Source organism: Kutzneria sp. NPDC052558, from assembly GCF_044547355.1.
GTDB lineage: Bacteria > Actinomycetota > Actinomycetes > Mycobacteriales > Pseudonocardiaceae > Kutzneria.
The window spans coordinates 155,559-180,940 of the sequence record NZ_JBIUAG010000002.1 but is presented as its reverse complement, the minus strand read 5'-3'; the positions used below and the strand labels follow the sequence as shown (position 1 = coordinate 180,940).

General features: G+C 70.1%; 21 protein-coding genes and 2 tRNA genes. 17 read left to right on the top strand and 6 right to left on the bottom strand.

Features of this window, described 5'->3' with window-relative positions; genetic code table 11:
• Positions 1–83 precede the first annotated feature (83 nt).
• The 5 genes from ACIG5F_RS03830 (at position 84) to ACIG5F_RS03810 (ending at position 6,448) form a co-directional block, all read left to right on the top strand.
• On the top strand, positions 84–542 hold the full coding sequence (locus ACIG5F_RS03830; protein ID WP_396515853.1) for a MarR family winged helix-turn-helix transcriptional regulator: 459 nt from the start codon (positions 84–86) through the stop codon (positions 540–542).
• Between the two features lie 900 nt (positions 543–1,442).
• Complete coding sequence (locus tag ACIG5F_RS03825; RefSeq protein ID WP_396515852.1) at positions 1,443–3,608, top strand: hypothetical protein; 2,166 nt, start codon at positions 1,443–1,445, stop codon at positions 3,606–3,608.
• Between the two features lie 14 nt (positions 3,609–3,622).
• Positions 3,623–4,786: a S8 family serine peptidase gene (locus tag ACIG5F_RS03820; protein WP_396515851.1), complete on the top strand. Its 1,164-nt coding sequence runs from the start codon at positions 3,623–3,625 to the stop codon at positions 4,784–4,786.
• A gap of 95 nt (positions 4,787–4,881) precedes the next feature.
• The gene (locus tag ACIG5F_RS03815; RefSeq protein WP_396516367.1) at positions 4,882–5,421 is read left to right on the top strand and encodes a flavoprotein; all 540 of its coding nucleotides are present in this window, start codon (positions 4,882–4,884) and stop codon (positions 5,419–5,421) included.
• 61 nt (positions 5,422–5,482) lie between these two features.
• Entirely contained in the window at positions 5,483–6,448 is a 966-nt protein-coding gene (locus tag ACIG5F_RS03810; protein WP_396515850.1) for a phosphotransferase, read from the top strand.
• A 10-nt stretch (positions 6,449–6,458) separates the two neighbouring features.
• On the opposite strand, the gene ACIG5F_RS03805 is transcribed toward ACIG5F_RS03810, so the two are convergent.
• Positions 6,459–6,812: a VOC family protein gene (locus ACIG5F_RS03805; protein ID WP_396515849.1), complete on the bottom strand. Its 354-nt coding sequence runs from the start codon at positions 6,810–6,812 to the stop codon at positions 6,459–6,461.
• 120 nt (positions 6,813–6,932) lie between these two features.
• On the opposite strand from ACIG5F_RS03805, the gene ACIG5F_RS03800 reads away from it, so the two are divergent.
• Positions 6,933–8,693 (top strand): proline--tRNA ligase, encoded by a 1,761-nt coding sequence (locus ACIG5F_RS03800; protein ID WP_396515848.1) that lies wholly within the window; start codon positions 6,933–6,935, stop codon positions 8,691–8,693.
• Between the two features lie 30 nt (positions 8,694–8,723).
• On the opposite strand, the gene ACIG5F_RS03795 is transcribed toward ACIG5F_RS03800, so the two are convergent.
• Positions 8,724–9,710, bottom strand: coding sequence for a hypothetical protein (locus ACIG5F_RS03795; protein WP_396515847.1), 987 nt, complete (start codon positions 9,708–9,710; stop codon positions 8,724–8,726).
• A 98-nt stretch (positions 9,711–9,808) separates the two neighbouring features.
• Here ACIG5F_RS03795 and ACIG5F_RS03790 point away from each other — a divergent pair, with 98 nt between their 5' ends.
• From ACIG5F_RS03790 to ACIG5F_RS03775, 4 genes are read left to right on the top strand one after another with little or no spacing between them, the layout of a single operon-like run.
• Entirely contained in the window at positions 9,809–11,167 is a 1,359-nt protein-coding gene (locus tag ACIG5F_RS03790) for a glutamine synthetase (RefSeq protein ID WP_396515846.1), read from the top strand.
• Positions 11,164–12,294 (top strand): amidohydrolase, encoded by a 1,131-nt coding sequence (locus ACIG5F_RS03785; RefSeq protein ID WP_396515845.1) that lies wholly within the window; start codon positions 11,164–11,166, stop codon positions 12,292–12,294. Before ACIG5F_RS03790 ends, ACIG5F_RS03785 begins: the two co-directional genes overlap by 4 nt.
• Before the next feature lie 18 nt (positions 12,295–12,312).
• Entirely contained in the window at positions 12,313–12,786 is a 474-nt protein-coding gene (locus ACIG5F_RS03780) for a vitamin K epoxide reductase family protein (protein ID WP_396515844.1), read from the top strand.
• Between the two features lie 29 nt (positions 12,787–12,815).
• Complete coding sequence (locus ACIG5F_RS03775) at positions 12,816–14,759, top strand: hypothetical protein (RefSeq protein WP_396515843.1); 1,944 nt, start codon at positions 12,816–12,818, stop codon at positions 14,757–14,759.
• Here ACIG5F_RS03775 and ACIG5F_RS03770 read toward each other — a convergent pair.
• Positions 14,735–15,910, bottom strand: coding sequence for a hypothetical protein (locus ACIG5F_RS03770; protein WP_396515842.1), 1,176 nt, complete (start codon positions 15,908–15,910; stop codon positions 14,735–14,737). The two genes, ACIG5F_RS03775 and ACIG5F_RS03770, sit on opposite strands and share 25 nt — an antisense overlap.
• 137 nt (positions 15,911–16,047) lie before the next feature.
• On the opposite strand from ACIG5F_RS03770, the gene ACIG5F_RS03765 reads away from it, so the two are divergent.
• The 3 genes from ACIG5F_RS03765 (at position 16,048) to ACIG5F_RS03755 (ending at position 18,274) form a co-directional block, all read left to right on the top strand.
• Positions 16,048–16,374: a hypothetical protein gene (locus tag ACIG5F_RS03765; RefSeq protein ID WP_396515841.1), complete on the top strand. Its 327-nt coding sequence runs from the start codon at positions 16,048–16,050 to the stop codon at positions 16,372–16,374.
• Between the two features lie 112 nt (positions 16,375–16,486).
• Entirely contained in the window at positions 16,487–17,497 is a 1,011-nt protein-coding gene (trpS, locus tag ACIG5F_RS03760) for a tryptophan--tRNA ligase (protein WP_396515840.1), read from the top strand.
• Between the two features lie 69 nt (positions 17,498–17,566).
• Positions 17,567–18,274: a hypothetical protein gene (locus ACIG5F_RS03755; protein WP_396515839.1), complete on the top strand. Its 708-nt coding sequence runs from the start codon at positions 17,567–17,569 to the stop codon at positions 18,272–18,274.
• A gap of 33 nt (positions 18,275–18,307) precedes the next feature.
• Here ACIG5F_RS03755 and ACIG5F_RS03750 read toward each other — a convergent pair.
• Positions 18,308–18,378, bottom strand: a tRNA-Gly gene (locus tag ACIG5F_RS03750).
• 84 nt (positions 18,379–18,462) lie between these two features.
• Between ACIG5F_RS03750 and ACIG5F_RS03745 the strand changes: the two genes are divergently transcribed.
• The 4 genes from ACIG5F_RS03745 (at position 18,463) to clpX (ending at position 22,518) form a co-directional block, all read left to right on the top strand.
• Positions 18,463–18,536: transfer RNA gene (locus ACIG5F_RS03745), tRNA-Pro, on the top strand.
• Between the two features lie 338 nt (positions 18,537–18,874).
• Complete coding sequence (tig, locus tag ACIG5F_RS03740) at positions 18,875–20,248, top strand: trigger factor (protein ID WP_396515838.1); 1,374 nt, start codon at positions 18,875–18,877, stop codon at positions 20,246–20,248.
• Between the two features lie 148 nt (positions 20,249–20,396).
• Positions 20,397–21,026, top strand: a complete 630-nt coding sequence (locus ACIG5F_RS03735) for an ATP-dependent Clp protease proteolytic subunit (protein ID WP_396515837.1) — start codon at positions 20,397–20,399, stop codon at positions 21,024–21,026.
• Between the two features lie 211 nt (positions 21,027–21,237).
• Positions 21,238–22,518 carry an ATP-dependent Clp protease ATP-binding subunit ClpX gene (gene clpX / locus ACIG5F_RS03730; RefSeq protein ID WP_396515836.1) on the top strand — a complete coding sequence of 427 codons (1,281 nt, stop codon included), beginning with the start codon at positions 21,238–21,240 and terminating at the stop codon, positions 22,516–22,518.
• Positions 22,519–22,948: 430 nt separating this feature from the next.
• On the opposite strand, the gene lpdA is transcribed toward clpX, so the two are convergent.
• Positions 22,949–24,349, bottom strand: coding sequence for a dihydrolipoyl dehydrogenase (gene lpdA / locus ACIG5F_RS03725; protein ID WP_396515835.1), 1,401 nt, complete (start codon positions 24,347–24,349; stop codon positions 22,949–22,951).
• A gap of 165 nt (positions 24,350–24,514) precedes the next feature.
• Positions 24,515–25,339: a formate dehydrogenase accessory sulfurtransferase FdhD gene (fdhD, locus tag ACIG5F_RS03720; protein ID WP_396515834.1), complete on the bottom strand. Its 825-nt coding sequence runs from the start codon at positions 25,337–25,339 to the stop codon at positions 24,515–24,517.
• Positions 25,340–25,382 lie beyond the last annotated feature (43 nt).

Here is a 25,382-nt window from a genome sequence, read left to right as displayed (position 1 = left end):
CTTCTCTCAGGTTCGGGGAGTAACGCCGGAAGCGCCCGCGAGCCGTCACAGCGGCGTGACGAAGGGGTTATCGGGAACCGTCCATGCAGGACAAGGAGCAGCTCATCGCCAGCATCACCCAGACCCAGCGGTCGCTGGGCCGGGTGTTCGGGGCGGCGCGGGCCAACCCCCTGATGTCGCTCAACCTCACGATGCGGCAGCTCAAGGTGCTGCTCACGCTGGCAAGACGCGGCCCGCTCGCCGGGCAGGTGCTCACCGCCGAGATGGGCGTGAGCTTCGCCACGGTCACCGGCATCGTCGACCGACTGGCGGCCCAGGGTCTCGTCTCCCGCCGAGAGGACCCGTCCGACCGTCGCGTCCGGCTGCTCGAACTCACCGCCGAGGGGCGGGCGCTCGTCGGCAGCGTCATGGACGCCGGCGACGCCCAGTACCGCCGGCTGCTCTCACGGCTGGAGGTCGATGAGCTCCGCCTCCTCGACACCCTCATCCGCCGCATGGCCGAGATCGCCGACGAGGAGTTCCCGCCGTCCGACATTGACTAGTCTCGTCAACATTGACGAGTGTGGACAATATTGACGCGCATTGACGAGGTTCGCTCGGGTATGTGCTGACTGATCCTCACACGTTCCGGTGGTCCGCGTACGTACAGACGAACGCCAACGCCGGCCGCCACTTCACCGACGATCTCGACCTCCTCCGCCGGCGGCGACTGCACCGTCAGGTCCGTGGATTTCGTCGCAATGCTGGACGTCGTCGGAGTCGGGGACTTCGTCGAAGGAGAGGAGTTCGTCGATGGTCTTGATGTTGGTCGACCGTGACGCAGCTCGGTCGCAGTCCTGAAGTTCGACGGTGACGTGGAAGCCGACGGCGGCCGAGTAGTCCGTCGACAGCCGGGATTTCGGCGGCGGGGTGGAAGTTCGTCGGCGGGCCGGAGGCTTGTCGACATTCGGGAGGTTCGCCGGTGGGCGGGAGGTTCGTCGGCGACGCGGAGGTCGGTGACGGTCGAGGACATCGTCGACCGGGGTTGCGTCGCCGGTGCGGTGGAAGTCGTCGGTGTGGAGGAATTCGTCGGGCGTGGAGGCGGTCGTGTGGGGCGAAGGTCGGCGGCGAAGTCGGGAACTTGGGCGGTTTGGTGGGATTTGCCGGAGCGGGGCGGACCGTTCGGTGTGGAGGTGAACGTCCGTTGTGGTCTGGCGGGCGCGGTGGGGGAGTAGGTGTGAACTGCTCGTTTTCGGCAAAGTGCTTGTGAACCGAGTTCACAGGTGGATTGCTGCGGGCAGCTCAGTCAGGGCGGCCATTCGGATCTGACACGGCTGTCATCACTGCTCTGTCCGAGTGGAAGGGGACTCCGGTCAGGCAACGGCATGTGCGCGCTCGTGTACGAACCGTCGTGATGCCCCGTTGCGGGCGTCGACCCGTGTCCATGCGACGGAGGGGAACACATGCGGCATACGGACGGCGGTCGTCGAAATCCCTGGTTACGCAGAACACCGGCGGTGCTGGGCATCGCGGCGGCGGTGGTGGCGGGTCTGGCGCCTGCGGCGCAGGCGGACCCGGTGACCAGCGCGGACTCCACCCACACGGTCACGTTGGTGACCGGCGACCAGGTGGTTGTGCAGGACGTCGGCGGCCGGCAGACGGCGACGGTGTTGCCGCGGCCGGGGTCGAGCGGCGACTTCGTGAACCAGCGCGTGGACGGTGACCTCTATGTCGTGCCGGCGACCGCGCTGCCGTATCTGGGCACCTCTCTGGACCGGTCACTGTTCGACGTGTCGGCGCTGATCCGCGACGGCATCACGGACCAGGTCCCGGTGCAGGTGGCCGGGACGGCGCCGGGCGTGCAGAACGGCACGGTGACGAGGGAGTCGGGGGCGGCATTCGGCGCGGCACTGGCGGCGCAGGCCGGCCGGGACGCGAAGAACCACTTCGCCACGCCGGGGCCGTTGTTCGGCACGGCCAGCTCGGTGCGGTTGGCCGCGGCGGGCGCGCCGCAGGAGGCGCACCCGAACTTCCCGATGCACACGGTCCGGATTCTGACCGTGAACGGGGCGGACACGCCGACCGACGCGGCGCTGGGCCTGCTGAACACCGATGACGGCCGGATCTTCAACGGCTTCCCGTACAGCACCGGCGGTGAGGAGCGGGTCAGCGTGCCGTCGGGCAACTACGGCCTGGTGGCCTGGTTCCCGACGTTCGACTCGACCGGCCGCGTGACGACGGTACGGGTGGTGGTGCAGGACTTCGTGGTGTCCGGCGACCAGACCGTCACCGTCGACGCGGCCAAGGCGACCTCGCAGGTGACGGTGAGCACGCCGAAGCCGGCGACCGTGACGTCGCAGACGCTGGAGTACTTCCGTGGCGCGCAGGGCCTCGGATCGCAGGGTTACAGCTTCGGCGTCGGCACGGGCACGACCTACGTCGCGCCGTCCGCGCCGGCGACGGTCGGCACCTTCCACTTCAACGTGCAGCTGCACAGCGAGTCCCCGGCCGGCACGGCCAGTCCGTACAGCTACGACCTGAAGATCGACAGCGCTGGGGCGCTGAGCGCGAACCAGCACTACAAGGTGACCGCCGACCAGCTGGCCACGGTGAAGGAGAGCTACTACAGCGACAAGCCGGGCCGGGTCGAGGGCATGTCGCGCATCATCTTCCTGCCCTACGAGTTCTTCGGCTTCGGCCAGTTCTCGCCGCTCACGGCGCCGCTTCAGCGCACCGAATACGTGCTCGGCGGACCCGACTTCCAGTACGCCGACGCGTTGTTGGCCAGCATGAACACCGGCAGGGGCTTCGTCTCCAGCAGCTTCCAGCAGTTCGCGCCGAAGACGACGACGCCGGTCGGCTGGCTGCGCGGCCCGCTGGTTCCCGGCCTGACCACACCGTCGACGGGCACGACCTCCTGGTTCTGCAACGCCTGCCGCCGGGACGACACGATCCGCGTCGGCCTGGTGCCGGTCCTGGACAGCGACGGGCACGGCTTCTCGCTCGACGCGCCGGGGACGGGCACCGTGTCGACCTCGCACTTCCAGCTGCTCTCCGGCGGAAAGGCGCTCATCGACGGCAAGGACATCACCGGCGGCGAGGTCGCCGCGCCGGCCGGCCAGGCCGACTACAAGATCGTCTACGACCAGACGCGGACCGCGCCGTGGTTCCACCAGTCCACGGTCAGCCACAGCGAGTGGACCTTCGGCTCGGCGCACTCCGGCGCGCAGACGGTGCCGACCGGCTGGGGCTGCGACCCGGCCACCGGGTCGGCGACCGACTGCTCGGCGCTGCCCCTGGTGACGGCGTCCTACCAGCTCAACGCCGGTCTGGACGGCACCGCCCCGGCCGGCCCGGACCAGGTCGTCGTCACGTTCGCGCACGCCCCGGGCGGCCAGAACCTGCCGTTCGCGAAGGGCTCGGTGCAGGTGTCGTTCGACGGCGGCGTGACGTGGACGCCGACGTTCACGGCCGACCTCGGCGGCGGCCGCTACCGGGCGCAGTGGACCAACCCGGCGTCGACGACGGGTGGCGACGTCGCGCTGCGGGTCAGCGCGACCGACGTCGCGGGCAACTCGCTGACCCAGTCCGTCACCAGCGCGTTCTCCGTGCCGGGTGCGCAGAGCTGACCAGGGGAGTGACGATGAACCGATTTCGTGCGGCCGTGATCGCCGGCGCGCTGCTGACGCTCGGGTTACCGGCGACGGCCGTCGCCGCGCCCGACACGGCGTTGCACACCGCGTGCTCTTCGGCGGTTTCCTCAACTGCGACGGCGCGCTGCTTCGCCGTCTATCGGGCCCCGCAGTCGTTCGGGGCGAACGCGACGCCGACCGGGTTCGGGCCGGCGGATCTGCGCAGTGCGTACAAGTTGCCCTCGACCGGCGGCGCGGGGCAGACGATCGCGATCGTCGACGCGTACGACAATCCGAACGCGGAGGCCGATCTCGCCGCCTACCGGCAGCAGTTCGGGCTGCCGGCGTGCACGACGGCGAACGGCTGCTTCAAGAAGGTGAACCAGCGGGGCGCGGCCGCGCCGTTGCCGTCGGGCAACTCGAGCTGGGGCGTGGAGATCTCCCTTGACCTGGACATGGTGTCGGCGGCCTGCCCGGACTGCCACATCCTGCTGGTCGAGGCGGACACGGCCTCGACCGCGAACCTCGGCGCGGCCGTGGACACGGCGGCGGCGTCCGGCGCCAGCGCCGTCTCCAACAGCTACGGCTCGGACGAGTACAACGGCATCGACGTCGACGCCAAGCACTTCCAGCATCCGGGCGTCGCCATCCTCGCCTCCAGCGGTGACTACGGCTTCCAGCAGGCGTCGTTCCCGGCGTCGCTGTCGAACGTGATCGCCGTCGGCGGGACGTCGCTGGTCAAGGCCGACAACGCCCGCGGTTGGACCGAGACGGCCTGGTCGGGCGCCGGCAGCGGCTGCTCGGCGTGGATCCCGAAGCCGGCGTGGCAGCACGACGCCAACTGCGGGATGCGGACCGTCGCCGACGTCGCGGCGGTCGCCGACCCGAACACGGGCCTGGCCGTGTACGACACGTTCGGGCTGGGTTCGCAGGCCGGCTGGATCGTGGTCGGCGGCACCAGCGCGTCGTCGCCGTTCATCGCCGGCGTCATCGGGCTGGCCGGCAACGGCAGCGAGCTGGGCGATGCCTCCTCCCTGTACGCCCACGCCGAGAAGCTGTTCGACGTGGTCGGCGGCTCGAACGGCTACTGCGGCGGGGACTACCTGTGCACCGGCCTGGCCGGTTACGACGCCCCGACCGGGGTGGGCACGCCCAACGGAATCGGCGCGTTCTAGCCGAGTGGTGGTCCGGCCTGTCGCCTGGCTGATCAGGTGGCGGGCCGGACTGCGTCAAGGGGATCTAGCCTGGCCGGGTGGCAGAACGATCTCCGATGTTGGGTGTGGTCGCGTCCGGCGCGGGCGGCGTCGAAGGGCTGTTCGAGGGACTCGTCCGCCCCGCGTTGGCGGCGGGCTGGCGAGTGGGCGTCACGCTGACGCCGACCGCCGGGCGCTGGTTCCACGAATCCGGGCTGGTCGACGAAATAGAGAAGTCCACCGGACTTCCGCTCCGCGTCGACTCGCGACTGCCCCGTGAGCCGAAGCCGCATCCGCCGGTCGACACCTACGTCGTCGCGCCGGCCACCGCCAACACGGTCGCCAAGCTCGCCCTCGGTTTCGGCGACAACCAGGCGCTGACCCAGGTCTCCGAGGCGATCGGCACGCACGGCGTCGAGGTCGTGGTGTTCCCCTGCGTCAACGCCGCCCACGTCCGCCACCCGGCGTGGCCGGGGCATATCGCGGCGCTCAAGGCGGCGGGTGTCCGGCTCGTCGACGGCGAGGACGTCTGGCCGCTGAAGGAGCCCCGATCGGGGGAGTGGCACCCGATCCCGTGGCAGGCCGTGCTCGACGAGGTCAACGCCACGCGGCCCTGACCCCGAGCGTCCACCGGACGGGTGACCCGACACCGCCCCCGTAAGATGATCAGGTGACCTCATGGGGGCGGCCCGCGTGACGGCCATCGTGGACGGCACCCGGCAGACCCGACCGACCTGGGCCGATGTGCCCGGCCGGGTGCGCGAGGTCATCGAGCACAAGATCGGCGCCCCGGTGGTCCGCGCGCTCAGCCAGGCCGGCGGCTTCACCCTCGGTCTCGCCTCCCGCCTGCTGCTGGCCGACGGCCGCCGGGTGTTCGTCAAAGCCCTGCCGGCCGACCATCCACTGGCCGGCGCCTACCGCTCCGAGGCGTCGGTCGTGTCCCGACTGCCGGAGAACGTGCCGTCGCCGCGACTGCTGCACGTCGTCGAGGGCCAGTGGGTCGCCTTGGTGCTCAGCGACGTCGACGGGGGCGAGCCGAACCTCCGGCCCGGGTCGCCGGATCTGGCCGCAGTGCTGTCGGCGCTGGGCAGCGCGTCGCGGACGTTGACGCCTTGCCCGCTGGACGACGTGCCCAGCGTGCTCGACGACCTGGCCCCGATGCTGTGCGGCTGGACGTCGCTGCGGTCGGCGGCGGCCGGCGACCTGGATCCGTGGGCGCAGGCCAACCTGGACTCGCTGGCGGCGATGGAGACGGCGTGGCAGCCGTGGGCCGAGGGCGACACGCTGCTGCACAACGAGCTGCGGGTCGACAACATGATCCGGCGTGTCGAGGACGGCCGGGTGCTGCTGGTCGACTGGTCCTACCCGTCCAAGGGCGCGGCCTGGCTGGACACCGTGACGATGGTGCCGCAGCTGATCATGGCCGGCCATCCGCCGGCCGACGCCGAGCGACTGGTGCTGGGCCGGCCCGTGCTGGCCAAGGTGCCGGCCTGGGCCATCACCGGCTTCGCCGCCGCGCTGGCCGGCCGCTGGGAGCTGTCCAGCCGGCTGCCGGAGCCGGCCGGCTGCGTCGGGCTGCGGCCCTACCAGTCCCGCGCGGCCGCCGCCGCGCTGACCTGGATCGTGCACCGCACCCGCTGGTGACGCCGGTCGCTCACCCGTTGCGGGAGCCGACGCAGAACTCGTTGCCCTCGGGGTCCTGCAACACGCTCCACGCCATGCCGGGATAGGCGAACTCCTCGACCAACCTGGCCCCGAGGTCGACCAGTCGGGCCACCTCGGCCGGCCGGTCCGGGGCGCCCAGGTCGATGTGGAGTCTGTTCTTGCCGGCCCGCGGTTCGGCGACCTGTTGCAGGCCGACGTCCACGTTGTCGGCCGAGGACAGCACCAGCATCGCGCCGTCGTCGACCTCGTGGATGATCTCGGCGCCGAGCGCCGCGACCCAGAACTCCGCCAGCTTGCGGGGGTCCAGGCAGTCGATGGTGACCATGCGGATCCTCAGTGCCATGCGCAGACGGTAAGCGGCGGAAGGGCCCTGATCGGCCGTTCTCGGCGACCAGTTGGAAAGCCTGCCCGTGCGTTCTCTACGCTCTGTACTTTCGTCGACCCCGCATGAGGAGTTCGAGCCGTGATCACGAGGATGTCGTCGTTGTTCCTGCGCACCCTGCGCGAGGACCCGGCGGACGCCGAGGTGCCCAGCCACAAGCTGCTGGTCCGCGCCGGTTACGTCCGTCGCGTCGCACCGGGCGGCTACTCGTGGCTGCCGCTGGGGCTGCGTGTCCTGCGGCGGATCGAGGCCGTGGTGCGCGAGGAGATGAACGCGATCGGCGCGCAGGAGATCCAGTTCCCCGCGCTGCTGCCCCGCGAGCCCTACGAAGCCACGAACCGGTGGACCGAGTACGGCCAGAACCTGTTCCGGCTCAAGGACCGCAAGGGCGCCGACTACCTGCTCGGCCCCACCCACGAGGAGCTGTTCACGCTCACCGTGAAGGGCGAGTACGCCTCCTACAAGGACTACCCGGTCACGCTGTACCAGATCCAGACCAAGTACCGGGACGAGGCGCGGCCCCGCGCCGGCATCCTGCGCGGCCGTGAGTTCCTGATGAAGGACTCGTACTCCTTCGACCTGGACGACGAGGGCCTGGCCCGCTCCTATCAGGCGCACCGCGACGCCTACGTGCGCATCTTCGATCGCCTCGGCCTCGAGTACGTGGTGGTGAAGGCGACCTCCGGCGCCATGGGCGGCTCCGCGTCCGAGGAGTTCCTGGCCGTCGCCGCGACGGGTGAGGACACCTTCGTCCGCAGCACCGCGTCGAACTACGCGGCCAACGTGGAGGCGGTCGTCACCACGCCGCCCCCGGCGCAGGCCATCGACGGCAAGCCTGAGGCCAAGGTCTACGACACGCCCAACACACCGACCATCGCCACCTTGGTCGCCTGGTTCAACGAGCACAGTCTCACCGCCGGCCTGGGGCGTGAGTTCACGGCCGCCGACACGCTGAAGAACGTGCTGCTCAAGACCCGCCGTCCCGGCGAGGACAAGTGGGAGCTGCTGGCCATCGGCGTGCCCGGCGACCGCGAGGTGGACCAGAAGCGGCTGGAGGCGGCACTGGAGCCGGCCGAGGTCGCGATGCTGGAGGACGCCGACTTCGCCGCGAACTCCTTCCTGGTCAAGGGCTACATCGGGCCGAAGGCGCTGCTGGACAACGGCGTGCGCTACCTGGTCGACCCCCGCGTGGTCACCGGCACCAGCTGGATCACCGGCGCCGACCAGCCCGGCCGCCATGTGATGGACCTGGTCGCTGGCCGCGACTTCGTGGCCAGCGGCACGATCGACGTCGCCGAGGTGCGCGAGGGCGACCCGTCGCCCGACGGCCAGGGCACCCTGGTCGCCGCCCGCGGCATCGAGATCGGCCACGTCTTCCAGCTGGGCCGCAAGTACGCGGACGCGTTCGGCCTGGACGCGCTGGGCCCGGACAGCAAGCCGATCCGGATCACCATGGGCTCCTACGGCATCGGCGTGTCCCGCCTGGTCGCCGTGATCGCCGAGCAGTACTTCGACGACCGGGGCCTGACCTGGCCCCGCATCGTCGCCCCGGCCGACGTGCACGTGGTGATCGCCGGCAAGGACGACGCGGTGCGCGAGGGCGCGGAGAAGCTGGCCGCCGAGCTGTCAGCCGCCGGCGTCGAGGTGCTGCTCGACGACCGGAAGGCCTCGCCCGGCGTGAAGTTCGCCGACGCCGAGCTGATCGGCGTGCCGACCATCCTGGTCGTCGGCCGCGGCCTGGCCGACGGCAAGGTCGAGGTCAAGGACCGGGCGTCCGGCGAGCGTGGCGACGTGCCGGTGGACGAGGCGGTCGCCCACATCGTCGGCCTGGTCCGCGGCTGATCCCCGGGTGTTCGCGCGGCCCGTCGGCGATCAGCCGGCGGGCCGCATGCTCGTCATGATCTTCTTGGCGTCGGCGTCGGACAGCGCGTTCGGCACGCCCTGATCGGCGAACAGCACCAGGATCACCGAGCCGGTGTCCGATGTGGACACGGCCGCCGCGTACACCTTGGCCGACCGGGGCACGCACGGATCGGTCGAGGCCGGGATCGTGACGTCGGCGACCGACAGCGTGGCGGCCACCTTGCCGTCGGCGATCTTGATCTGCTGCGCCGGCTCCAGCTTCACGTCGGTGGGCTGCGCCGGGTCCGAGGACTTGTAGGCCACGCTCGCCCAGTGCTGGGCGATGTCCGGCGCGGACTTGTCGGGGCCCTCGGTGTCACTCGCGGTCACCGCGGTGCCGGCCCGCACCGAGCCGGACTTGCCGGCGCAGAAACCCGGCAGGTAGTAGGCCGCGCCGGTGCCGGTGACGAAGTCCCCGTCGGACGGCCCGAGGCTGACGATCTCGTCCGGGCCCTTCCGGGTCCACTGGGCCGTGGGGATGTCGTAGGCGACGTTGCGCCGGTTGGACACCTCGACCTGCCAGCCCGGCACCCGTGGGTCCTGCGGCTTGAGCGCGGACGTGGTCGTCGGCGCGGTCGCCTGCTGCGTCCGGTCGCCGGCCTGCGGCTGGCCGTTGCGGGTGAGCAGCACGACCGTGGTCGCGATGCCGGCCAGCACGAGCACGCCGACCAGCGCCAACACGATCGTCAGCGTGCGGCGGTTGCGTGGCGGCCGGCCCTGGGGCGGCTGCTGGTACATGCCGAAGCCGCCGTAGCTGGACTGGTACGGCTGCTGCGGGGGTTGCTGCTGGTAGCCGGGGTACTGCGGCTGCTGGCCGTAGTTGTAGCCGGGGTAGGTGTGCTGCTGGCCGTACGGCTGCTGTTGCTGCTGATATCCGGGAGTTCCCTGCGGCCCGGGGTAGTCCGGCCCACCGGCCTGGTTGTCCCCGTAGCCCGATCCACCGCTCGGCCACGTCACGGCCGCAAACGCTACCGGCTGGGCGCTGCTCTGTCAGACGACCGGCGGCCTCGCGTGGGGACTGGTGTCGCGGCAGCGGTCCGGGTACTACTCGGTGCATGGCGACCAGCGACACGATTCCGGCGGATGTTCCCGAGGTCGAACCACTCGTGGAGCGGTTGCGGGCCCAGGACGTCGAGGTGGTGGCGCTGTCCTTCGTGGACAACGCCGGCATCGCGCGGGTGAAGACGGTGCCGCTGCCGAAGCTGGCCGCCGCGGCCCGGGTCGGCGTCGGGGTGTCGCCGTGCTTCGAGACGTTCTGCTTCGACGACGTGATGGTGCAGGGCCGGTTCCTCGGCGGTCCCGACGGCGACATCAGGCTGGTGCCGGACCTGTCCCGGATCGTGCCGCTGGCCGGCCAGACCGGGTGGGCGTGGGCGCCGGCCGACAAATTCCACCAGGAGGGTGACCGGTTCGAGGCGTGCCAGCGGGCGTTCGCGGCGGCCCAGGTGGCGGCGGCCGCGGAGCGCGGGCTGGACCTGCGGATGGCCTTCGAGACGGAGTGGGCGCTGGTGACCGAGGCCGGCGAGCCCGTCTTCCACGGGCCGGCCTACGGCGCGATCCGGTTGGAGCAGGTCGCCGACTACGCCCGTGAGCTGCTGGCGACCCTGCGCGCGCAGGACGTGGCCGTCGAGCAGTTCCATCCCGAGTACGCGGCCGGCCAGCTGGAGGTGTCGGTCGAGCACAACGACCCGGTCGGCGCGGCCGACGACGTCGTCCTGGTCCGTCACACGATCAGGCGAGTCAGTCACCTGCATGGCTGGTTGGCCAGCTTCGCCCCGTCGATCAACCCCGGCACCGTCGGCAGCGGGGCGCATCTGCACCTTTCTCTTGTCGACCAGTTCAGCGGCGGGACCGGGCCGTTCGGGCTGCCGCCGGTCGGCGAGGCGTTCCTGGCCGGCGTGCTGCGTGAGCTGCCGGCGCTCGTCGCGGTCGGCGCCGGCAATCCGGCGAGTTTCCTGCGTTCGGAGCCGTCGAGGTGGGCGGGCGTGTGGCAGGCGTGGGGACGGGAGACCCGGGAGGCTGCGGTCCGGTTCATCACCGGCGTCGCCGGGACCGGCGAGACCTCGGCGAACGCCGAGGTGAAGTGCTTCGACGCGACGGCGAACCCGTACCTGGTGGTCGGCTCGGTCATCGCCGCCGGTCTGGCCGGCGTCGACGACGGGCTGCGACTGCCGCCGCCGATCTCCGGCGACCCGGCCGGGATGGAGGAGAGCGTGCGGACCGCCACCGGCGTGGGCCGGCTGCCGGAGTCGGCGATGGCCGCCGCAAACGCTTTCGCCTCGTCGAAGGTGCTCGCCGCCGCGATGGGGGAGGTGCTGCACGACAGCGTGCTGACCGTCCGGCGCGGCGAGGCCGACCGGTTCGCCGACACGTCGCCGGCCCAGTTGGCCGAGCTCACCCGCTGGCGGTGGTGACCGTGCTGACCGACGACCTCGTCCTCGTCGACCAGCACTGCCACGGTGTCGTCGCCGGCGACCTGGACCGCGCACGGTTTGCTGGATTGTTGACGGAATCCTCGATTCCGACGAACTTCGACTCGATGGTCGGACTGGCGCTGCGGCGCTGGTGCGCGCCGGCGCTCGGCCTGCCGGCGCACTGCTCCGTCGACGACTACCTGGAACGCCGCGCCGAATGGGGATGGCGTCGGGTCAGCTCCCGCCTGCTCGGCGCGGCCGGCGTGCGGTCCTGGTTGTTGGACACCGGCCTGCCGGTCGCCGCCGACCTGCCGATCACCGAACCGGTGGAGTTCGCCGACATCGCCGACGGCGCCGCGTTCGAGGTGCTCCGCCTGGAGTCGGTCGCCGAGCGCGTCGCCGCCGCCGACGTGCCCGTCGCCGATTTCCTCGATTTCGTCGAAAACGAGATTCGCGACGGAATCCAGGCCGGCGCCGTCGGGCTGAAGAGCGTCGTCGCGTACCGCACCGGCCTGGACCTGCCGGCCGAGCCGCCGACCGACGTCGAGGTCGCGGCGGCCGCGAGCGCGTGGCTGCGCTGGGGCGGCAAGCGGATGGACGATCCGATTCTGCTGGCCTGGCTGGTGCACCTCGGCGCCCGGCTCAGCGCCGAGCTGCACGTCCCGCTCCAGCTGCACACCGGTTTCGGCGACGACGACCTGCGGCTGCACCGCGCCGACCCGGCCCTGCTCGGCGACTTCCTGCGCGCCACCAAGTCGACCGGCGCCACGATCGCGCTGCTGCACACGTGGCCGTTCCACCGCAACGCCGGTTATCTCGCCCACCTGTTCCCGCACGTGCTCGTCGACGTCGGCCTGGCCATCCCCTATGTGGGTGACCGGGCCGGCAGCGTGCTGGCCGAGCTGCTGGAGCTGGCGCCGTTCGGCTCGGTCTGCTTCTCCTCCGACGGCTTCGGCCTGCCCGAGCTGCACCACCTGGGGGCGACCCTGTGGCGGCGGGCGCTGGGCCGGCTGATCGACGACTGGCTCGCCGACGACGTGCTGACCGTCGCCGACGCGGAAGCTTTCGCGGTCAATTTTGCCGCTGGCAACTGTTGCCGCGCCTACGGTCTGACCGTGCCGGTCTGATCCACGTATCCTGCGACCATGTCCGCAGGCACCCAGGCGTCGGAGTCGACGAGCGCCTACCCGAGGTGGCTGGTCGTCAGCACGCTGCTGCTGTCGCTGGCCGGGCTCGCGGTGGCGGTCTACATGACGATCAGCCACTACACCGACAACGCCACCCTGATCTGCCAGGCCAACTCGGTGATCAACTGCGCCCAGGTGACCTCCAGCCCGCAGTCGGTGATCCTCGGCATCCCGGTCGCGGTGCTCGGCCTGGTCTACTTCGTGCCGATGGTGGTGCTGACCAGCCCGTGGGCCTGGCGCTCGGAGCTGCCGGCGGTGCGCTGGCTGCGCCTGGCCGGCGTCGGCGTCGGGCTGCTGTTCGTCGTCTACCTGGTCGCCGTCGAGCTCGTGGTCATCGGCAAGATCTGCGAGTGGTGCACCAGCGTGCACGTCATCACCCTGGCGTTGTTCGCGCTCGTCGTGGCGGGTGAATACCGGTCAAGGCCGGCCTAGCCGTCCTTGATCGTCGGTAGTCTCCGGGCGTGGCGAACCAGGCTTCGGGCAATCTCTCCGGAACGGTCATCCAGGCCGAGACGATCGATCGGGTGATCGTGCAGGCCGCCCGCGAGCGGGTGGCCGTCGGCCTGGCCGCGCCCCGTCCGCCGGCCTGTTTCGTCAACCGCCACGGCGTGCACGAGAAGGCCGACAGGCACCGCGACCGCGCCCTCGCCGCGGGCGAGCCCACGCTGATCTGCTTTCACGGTCCCGGCGGCGTCGGCACCACCGGCGCGGCCACCGTGTGGGCCGGCCGCCACGAGTCCGAATATCCGGACGGAGTGCGTTTTCTCAAGCTCGCCAATCCCGATCTCGGTGAGCGGGAATCGGCGGGAGAGAGTCTGGGCGCTCTGCTGATGTCGTTCGGTCTCGACCGTGACGACATCGCCCCGACGGCCGACGGGCGGGCGGCCCAACTGCGCGATTACGGCTCCGACAAGAAGCTGATGCTCGTGCTCGACGACGTCCTCAACGCGGCCCAGGTGGCCTATTTCCGGCCGGCCGGCGCGGGCTGCACGGTGGTGGTGACGAGTCGATGGCTGCTTCGGGATCTCGGTCCCGACTTCGGTTATGTCCCGGTGCCGCCGCTTGAGACGGAGTACGCGCACCGATTGCTCGGTGATCTGCTCTTGCGGCACGACATCGAGCTCACCGCCGAGGAGTCCGAGATCGTCGTCCGGGCCGCAGGCGGCTTTCCAGCGGCGATCGAGTTGATGGCATGCCAGCTGATCGGCGTGTCGGCCGGCAAGAAGGCCCGGTTCCTGCGGCGGCTCGCCGAGCACGGTTGGGACGCCCTCGACGACGACACCAAGCAGCTGCTCGTCACCCATCTCGACATCGCCTACGGCAGCCTCGGCGAGCCGGCCGCCGGTGCGTATCGGGTGTTGGCCTGGCACCCGGGCGCCGATTTCGACGTCGCGCTGGCCACGCACATGATCGGCGGCGATCCCGATGACGCCGAGGACGCGCTGGACTCGTTGGCCCATGCGGGTTTGCTGACCGTCGAGGACGAGCGGTGCCACTTCCACGACCTGGCCCAGGCGCACGCGCGGGCCAAGTCCGACGGGCCGGCCGACGAGCTGAGTCGGCGGATTGCCGAGTGGTATCTCGACTACACCGTCACCTTCGACCGACTCCTGTCCGGACGTCCGCGCAGCGGGCCGCTGTACCGGCAGCCGAGCCGCCCGCTGACGATCACGCGCGCGGATGTGTTGGCGTGCTTGGAACGTGAGCGGGCCAACCTCGCCGGCGCCGTCAAGCTGGCCGAGGCGGCCGGGCATGACGACCTGGTGTGGCAGCTGTGCGAGGCATTGTGGGGCCTGTATCACCTGCACGGCCACTACGAGGACTGGATCACCACGCACGAGCTGGGACTCCGGGCCGCGCAGCGGTGCGGGCACGCCGAGGCGGAGATGCGGATGGCGTCCCAGCTGGGGTCGGCGTATCTGGGCATCGGCGAGCTGGACCGGGCACGGGAGTGTTTCCAGACCTCGCACGGCGTCGCGGCGCGCATCGGGCACCGGCAAGGCCAGGAGAGCGCGCTGGAGTGGCTGGGCAAGATCGCGCTCCAGGCCGGAGACGCCCGGGAGGCGTTGCGCTGCTTCGACCTCGCGTGGGCGGTCGCCGATGATTCCCGGGAGTTCGCGATCCTGCGATTGCAGCGCTGCCGGGCATTGCTGAAGCTGGGCGAGCCCGCAGCCGCGCGGGACGAGATCATGGCGGCGTGGCACCACTTCCAGCCGACGTCCGAGACCGACAACAAGGCCAAGTGCCAGCTGGAGCTCGGCCGTGCGCTGGCCGCGCTCGGTGACGTCGAGGCCGCCCGGGCGGCCTATGCCGAGGCGGAGCGGCTGTTCGCCGAGGACGGCTCCGAGCGTCAGCGGACGATTGTGGAGGACCTGCGGAATCAGCTCGACAACGTGCAGGAGTAGGCCTGACCGTCGGCGACGATCCGCATATCGGCCGGCGGTTCGCCGTTGAGGGCGAACAACGCCGAGGCCGCGAGCAGCGGATCGCAGCCGTGGAGGCGGATCGGTTGTTCGCGGCCGCGGATCGTTGCGGTGCCGGCGGTTGTGGACACCACGATCCGGCAGCCGGGGGCCTGTCCGAACAGCATCGCCAGGTGGTCGGTCCGCTCGGTGAAGAGGATGTCGGCGTTGGTGCGGTGTTCGCGGATCGGATGGTCGGCATGCACGACCAGATGTGCCGGGCCGGTGGGGATCGGGCGCACATCGGTGCGACGGCGTTGGAGGTGCGCGACTCCGTCTTCGCCGACCACCGCGGCGACGGTGAACGCCTGCACGCCGGTGCCGACCGTCAAGCCGGCAAGGGAAAGCGGCGGCTCGACGATGCCACCGTCCGGTTCGGACAGACCGAGTCGTTGGTAGAAAAGCGATCGAAGCAGGCGTGCGGCCTCGCCCGGGCGTGAGCTGACGAGTTCGCGGACGCCCGGCCAGGAAGTGTTGGCGGCCCGGAGTTGCGGCAGCAAGGGAGCGTGTCGGTCGAGCCGGGCGCCGAGTTCGACCACAGTGGACACCGCGGTGCCGCCGATGATCTCGTCCTCGTCGAATGCCGCCAGGGCAACGGGTTTGTCGAGTGCGGCGGCGTAACAGGTGACCGCACCGTGGTCGCCCACAACAATGTCGGCGGCGATCAGGGCGGCGCGCCACCCTTCCAGCGGCGGGATCAGGATCAGCCCTGCGCGGACGCAGTCGGCCAGCCAGGCCCGGATCTGGTGCGGACTGTGGCCGTGCCAGACGTGCGGGTGCAGCACCGCCGCCACCCGGAACTGGTCCGGCGGGAGCTCGGCCAGGAGTTGGCGCAGAAACGTCGGCCATGTGCCGAAAGCGGAGCCGGTGCGCCAGGTCGAACTGGCGACGATCAGCGTGGCGTCCTCGTCACATCCCAACGCCGCACGGTAGATCGGACGCCGACTGATGCTCGCGAGAATCCGGTCGAAACAGGGATCGCCGGCGACATAGGCCGCCGGCAGCGCCTCCGGCACGGTGGCGGCCAAGCGCTCGACCTGCTCCTCGTGCGAGAGCACGAGGGTGTCGGCGACAAGATTCCCGTTGTGCAGCAACCAATCCCGGGAGAGGCCGTATGCTGGGCTCTGGGCTCTGGGCTCTGGGCTCTGGGCTCTGGGCTCTGGGCTCTGGGCTCTGGGCTCTGGGCTCTGGGCTCTGGGCCGCCTTCTTGCTGTAACCCACCCCGTGAGAAATGATCACCACCGGCGCCCGCAGCCGGTGCAGCTCGCCGCTGTGGTTGGCGGTGATCGCCAAGTCGAAATCCCGTTCCAGCGCGTGCTCCCACGGGATCGCCAGCACGTCCAGCTCCGCGAACACCTCGGCCACGCCGTCGGTCACGGTCGAGTTCGGCGGCGTGGTGAACACCAGCTGCACCCGCAGATCCGCCTCGAACAAGGGAACCACGTCCAACAGCCGGTTGGCCGAGGCGACCGTGTTCACCACGAACAACACGCTGCGCGAGTGCCGGACGGTCGACAACCGGTCGACGGGCTGGTGGTGCGCCACCAGCCCACCCTAACCGCCCGCGGCCCGGGCAGCCGTCCGGCCGATCTTCGCAGGTCGCCGAATTCGTCCGGCGTCCGGAGGGTAGAATTCCCTGGTAAATAAGCCGTTGAATTAGAGGGGCAGAGATGACGGACGCCGCAGCGCAGGCGAAGCCAAGGGTGCTGTCCGGTATTACCGCGACCGGCAACCTGACGATCGGCAACTACATCGGTGCGCTCAGCGTCTGGGCCGAGGAACAGGACAAATACGAGAACTTCTTCTTCATCGCCGACCTGCACGCCCTCACCATTCCCGAGGCGATCAAGGCCGACGACCTGCGCCGGCGGATCCGCGAGATCGTCGCCCTCTACCTGGCCTGCGGCCTCGACCCCGAGCGGTCCGTGCTGTTCCTGCAGTCCAAGGTGCCCGCGCACGCCACACTCGGCTGGATCTTCGACTGCGTCACCCCGGTCAGCTGGCTGGAGCGGATGACCCAGTACAAGTCCAAGTCCCAGGGCGCCAACCCCAGCGCCGGACTGTTCACCTATCCGGCGCTGATGGCCGCGGACATTCTTCTCTACCAGGCCAATTACGTGCCGGTCGGCGACGACCAGCGGCAGCACGTCGAACTCACCCGGGACATCGCCAACCGGTTCAATTCGATGTTCGGTCAGTGTTTCCGCGTTCCCGACGCGCTGATCCGCAAGAGCGGCGCGCGCATCATGGGCCTGGACGACCCCACCGCCAAGATGAGCAAGAGCAAGGCCGAGACCACCGAAGGCCACGCCATCGGCCTGCTCGACGACCCCAAGAAGATCCGCAAGGCCATCATGCGCGCCGTCACCGACACCGGCACCGCGGTTGATCGTGAGAACCTCTCGCCCGGCGTCGACAACCTGCTCGTGCTGCACGAAGCCCTGTCCGGGGCCACCCGCGAGCAGACCCTCGACCAATTCGACGGCAGCGGCTACGGCACCCTCAAGAAGGACCTCGCCGAACTCGTGCTCGACAAGATCGGGCCCATCCAGGCCCGCTTCACCGAGATCCACAACGAGACCGGCCACCTCGACCAGGTGCTCGCCGACGGCGCCGCCAAGGCCGCCGAAGTCGCCGACGCCACCCTCAACCGGGCCATGGAACTCGTCGGCCTGCGCTGAACACCCGCTGGCGGCGGCCCCGAACACCGGGGCCGCCGCCAGTTCTCTTTCACGGAAGCGAGGCTGACGTTGGGCACGACCCACCAGCTGACCCACGGCCGCCGCGCCGCCACCGCCACCCGCCGCGGCGTCCGCGACCACAACATGGACGCCGCCGCCCTCTACCAGGCGTCCACCGGCGTCGCCGTCGCCGCCATCGTCGACGGCATCGGCAACGACCCCCACGGCGCCCACACCATGAGCCTGTTAGCCGAGAGCGCCGTGCGCATCGGCGCCACCAAAGGCGCCCTCGCCGGCGTGCTCGCCGCCGCCGCGCTCGTCGAAGACCCCGGCATCCACCCCCACATGCCCGACGGCGTCATCGTGCTCGCCCTCACCGTGCCCGGCCGGCCCACCCACCTCGCCTGGGTCGGCGACTCCCACGCCTACACCTGGGACGGCGACGCCCTCCACCTGCGCACCGACCCCCACACCATGGGCGCCTACCTCCGCGGCAACGGCGCCGCCGACCTCGCGCCCCTGCACGACAGCTGGGTCCGCGTCACCCTCTCCAGTGCCACCGTCACCAACGTCGCCGTCACCTCGGCCCCCGCCGACCAACTCGTGCTCCTGCTCAGCGACGGCCTCGACACCGTGCCCCACGACGAACTCGAAAACCTCACGCGCCAACACCAGGACAATCCCGAAGCCCTCGCCGACGCCCTCGTCGCCGCCGCCCGCGAAACCGACGACGGCTACCGCGACGACGCCACGGCCATCGTGCTCACCACCAGATGATGTGGCGCTCAACACAATCCGGGCACAAAAAAGAGCGGGTGACGGGAATCGAACCCGCATGACCAGCTTGGAAGGCTGGGGCTCTGCCATTGAGCTACACCCGCACGCACCCCAACCACCCGGGTGCATGCGGGAGCTTAGCGGGTCGCGCTACGCTCATGCACGCGCCATCGCCAAGACGGCGCGAACGGGGTGTGGCGCAGTTTGGTAGCGCACTCGCTTTGGGAGCGAGGGGCCGTGGGTTCAAATCCCGCCACCCCGACGAGTTCGTCGTGCTCAGGGCCACCGGTGGTGGCCCTTTCGCCGTTATCGGCGGGGGTGTTTTCTGGGGCTCTCGCCCCAGACCCCAAGCCAGGAGGGCTCCGCCCCCTGGACCCCCGGGTGTGGCCTGCGGCCTACACCCTGGCCGTGTGTGGGCTTCGGCCTACGCGATGGCCGTGTGTGGGCTTCGGGCTACACGCTGCGAGGGTGTGGGCGAGGGGGCGTGTGGGGGTCGGGGGCTCGGCGCTTGGGGGTCGACCTAGACTTGGGGCATCCAAACCCGGGGTGTAGTGCCGCCGGGACGTCTGTGCACGTATTTGTTCGTACGAGGAGACCACGTTGAAGAGCACCGTCGAGCAGCTGAGCCCGACCAGGGTCCGGATCAACGTCGAGGTGCCGTTCGACGAGCTGAAGCCGAACTTCGACCGCGCCTACCGCAAGCTCGCCGGCCAGGTCCGCATCCCCGGGTTCCGCCAGGGCAAGGTGCCGCCGCGCGTGCTGGAGTCGCGCATCGGCCGCGCGCCCGTCCTCGACGAGGTCGTCAACGAGGCCATCCCGGCCAAGTACATGGAGGCGGTCAACGCGGGCGAGGTCCGCGCCCTCGGCCGGCCCGACATCGAGGTCACGAAGATCGAGGACGGCGACCACCTGGCCTTCACCGCCGAGGTCGACATCCGCCCCGAGATCACCGTGCCGGCGTTCGGCGAGCTCGCCGTCAGCGTCGACGACGTCGAGACCACCGACGAGGACGTCGACAAGCAGCTCGACGAGCTGCGGGCCCGCTTCGGCACCCTGACCGGCGTCGACCGCCCGGCCGAGAACGGCGACTTCGTCACCGTCGACCTGTCCGCCACCGTCGACGGCGACGAGGTCGAGGAGGCCCGCACCACCGGCCTGTCCTACGAGATCGGCTCCGGGCAGCTCGTCGAGGGCATCGACGACGCCCTCATCGGCGCCAACGCCGGCGAGACCAAGACCTTCACCACCAAGCTCGTCGCCGGCGAGTACGAGGGCCGCGACGCCGAGGTCGCCGTCAAGGTCGAGAACATCAAGAAGCGCGAGCTGCCCGAGGCCGACGACGAGTTCGCCCAGCTGGCCAGCGAGTTCGACACCCTCGACGAGCTCAAGGCCGACCTGCGCGAGCGGCTGGGCCGGGTCAACCGGGTGCAGCAGGGCGTGCAGGCCCGGGACAAGGTCCTGGAGGCCCTGCTCGAGGTCACCGAGGTGCCGCTGCCCGAGGCCATCGTCGCCGCCGAGGTCGAGACCCGCAAGCACGACGCGGTGCACGCCTTCGACCACGACGACGACCGCTTCAACGAGTGGCTCAAGGAGCAGGGGCAGACCCCCGAGGAGTTCGACGCCGAGCTGCGCACCGCCGCCGAGCAGGCGGTCAAGACCCAGCTCGTGCTCGACGCCATCGCCGACGCCGAGAAGGTCCAGGTCAACGACGCCGAGCTGTCCGAGCGCATCGTCTTCCAGGCCCAGCGTTTCGGTATCAGCCCCGACGAGTACGTGCAGCGGGCCCAGCAGGCCGGCCAGCTCGGCGCCATCTTCGCCGACGTGCGCCGCGGCAAGGCCCTGGCCTCCGTCGTCAGCCAGGCCACGATCACCGACGCCACCGGCAACACGATCGACCTGGACGAACTGTTCGGCACCCCGGCCGCGGCGGAGACCGCCGCCGAGACCGCCGACGAGGCGGCCGAGCAGGAGTGACGCCCTGAGCGAACGCGGGCGGCGTCGACACGTCGGCGTCGCCCGCGTTCGTTAAAGTCGGAAACAAGCCAGCCGCGGGGCGGCCGCCGGACAACAGCCCCCGACCCCGCCAGCTCGACCAAGCGACATGCGACGCCAGGAGTCCTCAGTGAGCCAGTTCCAGCCACTCCAGTCCCGCTACGTGCTGCCGTCGTTCGTCGAGCGCACCAGCTACGGGGTCAAGGAGTCCAACCCCTACAACAAGCTGTTCGAGGAGCGCATCATCTTCCTCGGCGTGCAGATCGACGACGCGTCGGCCAACGACGTGATGGCGCAGCTGCTGTACCTGGAGTCGGTCGACCCCGACCGCGACATCATCATGTACATCAACTCGCCCGGTGGCTCGTTCACCTCGCTGATGGCGATCTACGACACCATGCAGTACGTGCGCCCCGACATCGCCACCGTGTGCCTCGGCCAGGCCGCCTCGGCCGCCGCCGTGCTGCTGGCCGCCGGCTCGCCCGGCAAGCGCCGCGCGCTGCCCAACTCCCGGATCATGATCCACCAGCCGGCCACCGAGGGCGTCTACGGCCAGGTGTCCGACCTGGAGATCCAGGCCAACGAGATCCAGCGGGTGCGCCGCGCCCTGGAGACCACGCTGGCCCGGCACACCAACAAGACCCCGGACGAGATCGCCGCGGACATCGACCGCGACAAGATCCTCACCGCCGAGGAGGCCCGGGCCTACGGCATCGTCGACGAGGTGCTGCCGTACCGGAAGCTGTCCGCGCAGAGCTGAAAATCGGGGCCGCGGCCCCGGCCGACACGCCGAATCCGGCTAGTAATCGCCTGGTTCGACACGGTCGGGGCACGCTGGTCCTCCCGCTCGCCAGCGCGGGCGGGTACCGTCGTGGAGAACGTGCGCGACCCACCCGAGTGGGTCGGGCCATCGTGACAGCCAGGTGAGCCGGCGGCAGTCGGACCACCGGAGGGGACAGAGGTCAGCGGTCATGGCGCGTATCGGTGACGGCGGAGACCTGCTGAAGTGCTCCTTCTGCGGGAAGAGCCAGAAGCAGGTGAAGAAGCTCATCGCCGGTCCAGGCGTGTATATCTGCGATGAATGCATCGACCTCTGCAACGAGATCATCGAGGAGGAGCTGGCCGAGGCGGGCGACGTCAAACTGGACGAGCTGCCCAAGCCGGCCGAGATCCACGACTTCCTCGACCAGTACGTGATCGGCCAGAACGATGCCAAGCGGACGCTGTCGGTGGCGGTCTACAACCACTACAAGCGCATCCAGGCGGGCGATCGCAACCGCGACGGCCGGGACGACGGCGTCGAGCTGGCCAAGTCCAACATCCTGATGCTCGGGCCCACCGGCTGCGGCAAGACCTACCTCGCGCAGACCCTGGCCAAGCTGCTCAACGTGCCGTTCGCCATCGCCGACGCCACCGCGCTCACCGAGGCCGGCTACGTTGGCGAGGACGTCGAGAACATCCTGCTCAAGCTGATCCAGGCCGCCGACTACGACGTCAAGCGAGCCGAGACCGGCATCATCTACATCGACGAGGTCGACAAAATCGCTCGGAAGAGTGAAAACCCGTCGATCACTCGCGACGTCTCCGGCGAGGGCGTGCAGCAGGCGCTGCTGAAGATCCTCGAGGGCACCACCGCCAGCGTGCCCCCGCAGGGCGGCCGCAAGCACCCGCACCAGGAGTTCATCCAGATCGACACGACGAACGTGCTGTTCATCGTGGCCGGCGCGTTCGCCGGGCTGGAGCGCATCATCCAGGACCGGGTCGGCAAGCGCAGCCTCGGCTTCGGCGCCGAGATCCGCACCAAGGCCGAGATGGAGTCCTCCGACATCTTCGGCGACACCATGCCCGAGGACCTGATCAAGTTCGGCCTCATCCCCGAGTTCATCGGCCGCCTGCCCGTCGTGGCCAGCGTGACCAACCTGGACAAGCCGTCCCTGGTCAAGATCCTCACCGAGCCCCGCAACGCGATGGTGAAGCAGTACCAGAAGCTGTTCGAGATGGACGGCGTGGAGCTGGAGTTCACCAAGACCGCCCTCGAAGCCGTCGCCGACCAGGCGATCCTTCGCGGCACCGGCGCCCGCGGCCTGCGCGCCATCATGGAGGAGGTGCTGCAGCCCGTGATGTACGACATCCCCAGCCGCACCGACGTCGCCAAGGTGGTCATCACCGAGCAGACCGTGCGCGAGAACGTCAACCCGACCATCGTTGCCCGGCAGCCCAGCCGCCGCGAACGCCGCGAGAAGTCGGCCTGACCCTCGACCCCTCACTCGCCCGGCGGCCCCTCGGCCGTCGGGCGAGTGTCGTTTCGGGCGACCTGACGGGCGGTCCTCTTCGCCGCCGAACGACTGCCCTGACGCCGGCTGTCGCCTGTGGCTCGGGCGATCGCCCCGGCCCGCTGGTCGCCGGAAGCCGACCCTGACCTGTGGTTTGGCGCAACCGTCGGCTGGTCGGTCGGTCGCAGTCGATGTGGATCTGTGGGGTCGCGGGGCGCCGGCCGGAATCGGCGCCGCGCCCGTCTCGCCGGCCGCTGGTCGGCGAACCGACCGGCGACCGGCGACTGGCGACCGGCGACCGGCGACTGGTGGCCGGAGACCGGTGACCCGGTGACTGGCGGCCGGTGCCGGCGACTGGTGAGCGGCGGCCGGCCGCTCACGGGGATTCGGTGTGCGGGCCTTGCTCGCGTCAGAAGTTGATCATGTGGCCGGCCAGGCCGTGGATGGCTTCCTTGACGGCCTCGCTGAGCGTCGGGTGGGCGTGCACGTTGCGGGCGACCTCGGTGACGGTCAGGTCCCACTGCTGAGCCAGCGTCAGCTCCGGCAGCAGTTCGGTGACCTCGGGGCCGATCATGTGCGCGCCCAGCAGTTCGCCGTGCCGGGCGTCGGCGATGATTTTCACGAAGCCGCCGGGCTCGCCGAGGCCGTGGGCCTTGCCGTTGGCGGTGAACGGGAACTTGGCCACCTTGACGTCGAAGCCCTGCTCCTCGGCCTGCTTCTGGGTGTAGCCGAAGCTGGCGATCTGGGGCTGGCAGAACGTGGCCCGAGGGATCATCACGAAGTCCAGCTCCATGGTCTCCGCGCCGGCGATGGTCTCGGCCGCGACGATGGCCATGGACTCGGCGGCGTGCGCGAGCATCAGCTTGGCGGTGACGTCGCCGATGGCGAAGATGTGCGGCACGCTCGTGCGACCGCGGGCGTCGATGTCGACGGCGCCGCGTTCGGTCAGCCGGACGCCGGTCTTCTCCAGGCCGTAGCCCTCGACCCGCGGCTGGAAGCCGATCGCCTGTAGCACCTTGTCGGCCTCCAGCACCTGCTGCTGGCCGTCCTTGGACACGGTGACCCGGACCTTTTCGCCGGAATCGTCGATCGCGTCGACCCGGGTCGAGGTGAGCACCTTGATGCCGAGCTTGCGGTACCGCTTGGACAGCTCGGCCGAGACCTCCTCGTCCTCGAGCGGGACGGGGCGGTCGAGGAACTCGACGATCGTGACGTCGACGCCGTAGCCGTGCAGGACGTACGCGAACTCGACGCCGATCGCGCCCGCGCCGGCGATGACGATGCTGCCGGGCAGCTTGTCGCTGAGGATCTGCTCCTCGTAGGTGACGACCCGCTCGGACAGCTTCGTGCCCGGCAGCAGGCGGGTGGTCGCGCCGGTCGCCAGGATGCAGTGGTCGAACGTGACCGTCTCCTGGCCGCCGTCGGTGAGCTCGACCTGGATCGTGTTGGGGTCGGTGAACGTGCCCCAGCCGAAGAACTGCTGGATCTTGTTCTTCTTCATCAGGAAGTGGACGCCCTTGACCCGGCCGTCGGCGACCTTGCGGCTGCGCTGGAACGCGGCGCCGTAGTCGAGCGTGATGCCGCCCTCGGCGTGGATGCCGAACGCCTCGGCCTCGCCGGTCAGCAGGTGCGCCAGTTCGGCGTTGCGCAGCAGTGCCTTGGACGGGATGCAGCCCACGTTCAGGCAGACGCCGCCCCAGTACCGGTCCTCGATGATCGCCGTGCGCAGCCCCAGCTGGGCCGCCCGGATCGCCGCGACGTACCCGCCGGGGCCGGCCCCCACCACCACGACGTCGAAGTGTGTGCTCATGGTCCAACCCTAGTCAGCGCCACCGCCCGGTCCGATGTGACGTTCGAGCTTGTCGCCGCCGACACACCGCGGAATGCTTGTGAACTCGGTTCACAGGCATTTTGCTCTGTTTGGCCGACACGGGCGATTTCGCCCGCCCGATGTCGTCGACCGGCCGGGGGAGCGTCAGCGGAGCACGCGGTCGGCGCCGGTGTAGACGTTCATCGACTCGCCGCGGAGGAAGCCGATGAGGGTCATGCCCTGCTCGTCGGCGAGCTCGGCGGCCAGCGAGGACGGGGCGGAGACGGCGGCCAGCACGGGGACGCCGGCCATAGCGGCCTTCTGTACGAGTTCGAACGAGGCGCGGCCGGAGACCATCAGCACGCAGCCGCGCAGCGGGACCAGACCGGACTGCACGGCCCAGCCCATGACCTTGTCGACGGCGTTGTGCCGGCCGACGTCCTCGCGGGCGACGAGCAGCGTGCCGTCGGCGGTGAACAGGCCGGCGCCGTGCAGGCCGCCGGTGGAGTCGAAGACTTTCTGAGCGGCCCGCAGCTTGTCGGGCAGCGAGGTGAGCACCTCGACGGTGACGCCGCAGTCGTCGTCGGCGGGGAGATAGCGGGTGCGGAGCTTGACGGCGTCCAGCGCCGCCTTGCCGCACACGCCGCAGGAGGAGGTCGTGTAGAAGTTGCGCTCCACGCCGACCTCGGGCGGGGCGACGCCGGGGGAAAGTGAGACGTCGAGCACGTTGTACGTATTTCGGCCGTCGGGACCGGTTCCGGCGCAGTAGCGGGCCGCCGAGATGTCCTCGCGGCCGCCGATCACGCCTTCGGTGAGCAGAAAGCCATGGGCCAGTTCCACATCGTTACCGGGCGTGCGCATCGTGACGGCGAGCGCTTTTCCGTCAATACGCAATTCGAGTGGTTCTTCGGCCGCTAGTGCATCCGGACGATGGCGTTCGCCCTGGTGGGAGAGCTTGAGCACCGGGCGGCGGACCGTCACCCTTCCCATTACGGAACCTCCAAGTTTCGTAAGTCTTCGCTTCATTCCGTTC

Bases quoted from the DNA above. Each gene is read 5' to 3' on its own strand.
- ACIG5F_RS03765 (WP_396515841.1), top strand. From the start codon at position 16,048: ATGATCACCACCGGCGCCCGCAGCCGGTGCAGCTCGCCGCTGTGGTTG.
- ACIG5F_RS03805 (WP_396515849.1), bottom strand. From the start codon at position 6,812: ATGGCACTGAGGATCCGCATGGTCACCATCGACTGCCTGGACCCCCGC.
- clpX (WP_396515836.1), top strand. From the start codon at position 21,238: ATGGCGCGTATCGGTGACGGCGGAGACCTGCTGAAGTGCTCCTTCTGC.
- ACIG5F_RS03810 (WP_396515850.1), top strand. From the start codon at position 5,483: ATGGGGGCGGCCCGCGTGACGGCCATCGTGGACGGCACCCGGCAGACC.
- ACIG5F_RS03780 (WP_396515844.1), top strand. From the start codon at position 12,313: ATGTCCGCAGGCACCCAGGCGTCGGAGTCGACGAGCGCCTACCCGAGG.
- fdhD (WP_396515834.1), bottom strand. From the start codon at position 25,339: ATGGGAAGGGTGACGGTCCGCCGCCCGGTGCTCAAGCTCTCCCACCAG.
- ACIG5F_RS03830 (WP_396515853.1), top strand. From the start codon at position 84: ATGCAGGACAAGGAGCAGCTCATCGCCAGCATCACCCAGACCCAGCGG.
- trpS (WP_396515840.1), top strand. From the start codon at position 16,487: ATGACGGACGCCGCAGCGCAGGCGAAGCCAAGGGTGCTGTCCGGTATT.
- ACIG5F_RS03820 (WP_396515851.1), top strand. From the start codon at position 3,623: ATGAACCGATTTCGTGCGGCCGTGATCGCCGGCGCGCTGCTGACGCTC.
- lpdA (WP_396515835.1), bottom strand. From the start codon at position 24,349: ATGAGCACACACTTCGACGTCGTGGTGGTGGGGGCCGGCCCCGGCGGG.
- ACIG5F_RS03790 (WP_396515846.1), top strand. From the start codon at position 9,809: ATGGCGACCAGCGACACGATTCCGGCGGATGTTCCCGAGGTCGAACCA.
- ACIG5F_RS03825 (WP_396515852.1), top strand. From the start codon at position 1,443: ATGCGGCATACGGACGGCGGTCGTCGAAATCCCTGGTTACGCAGAACA.
- ACIG5F_RS03815 (WP_396516367.1), top strand. From the start codon at position 4,882: ATGTTGGGTGTGGTCGCGTCCGGCGCGGGCGGCGTCGAAGGGCTGTTC.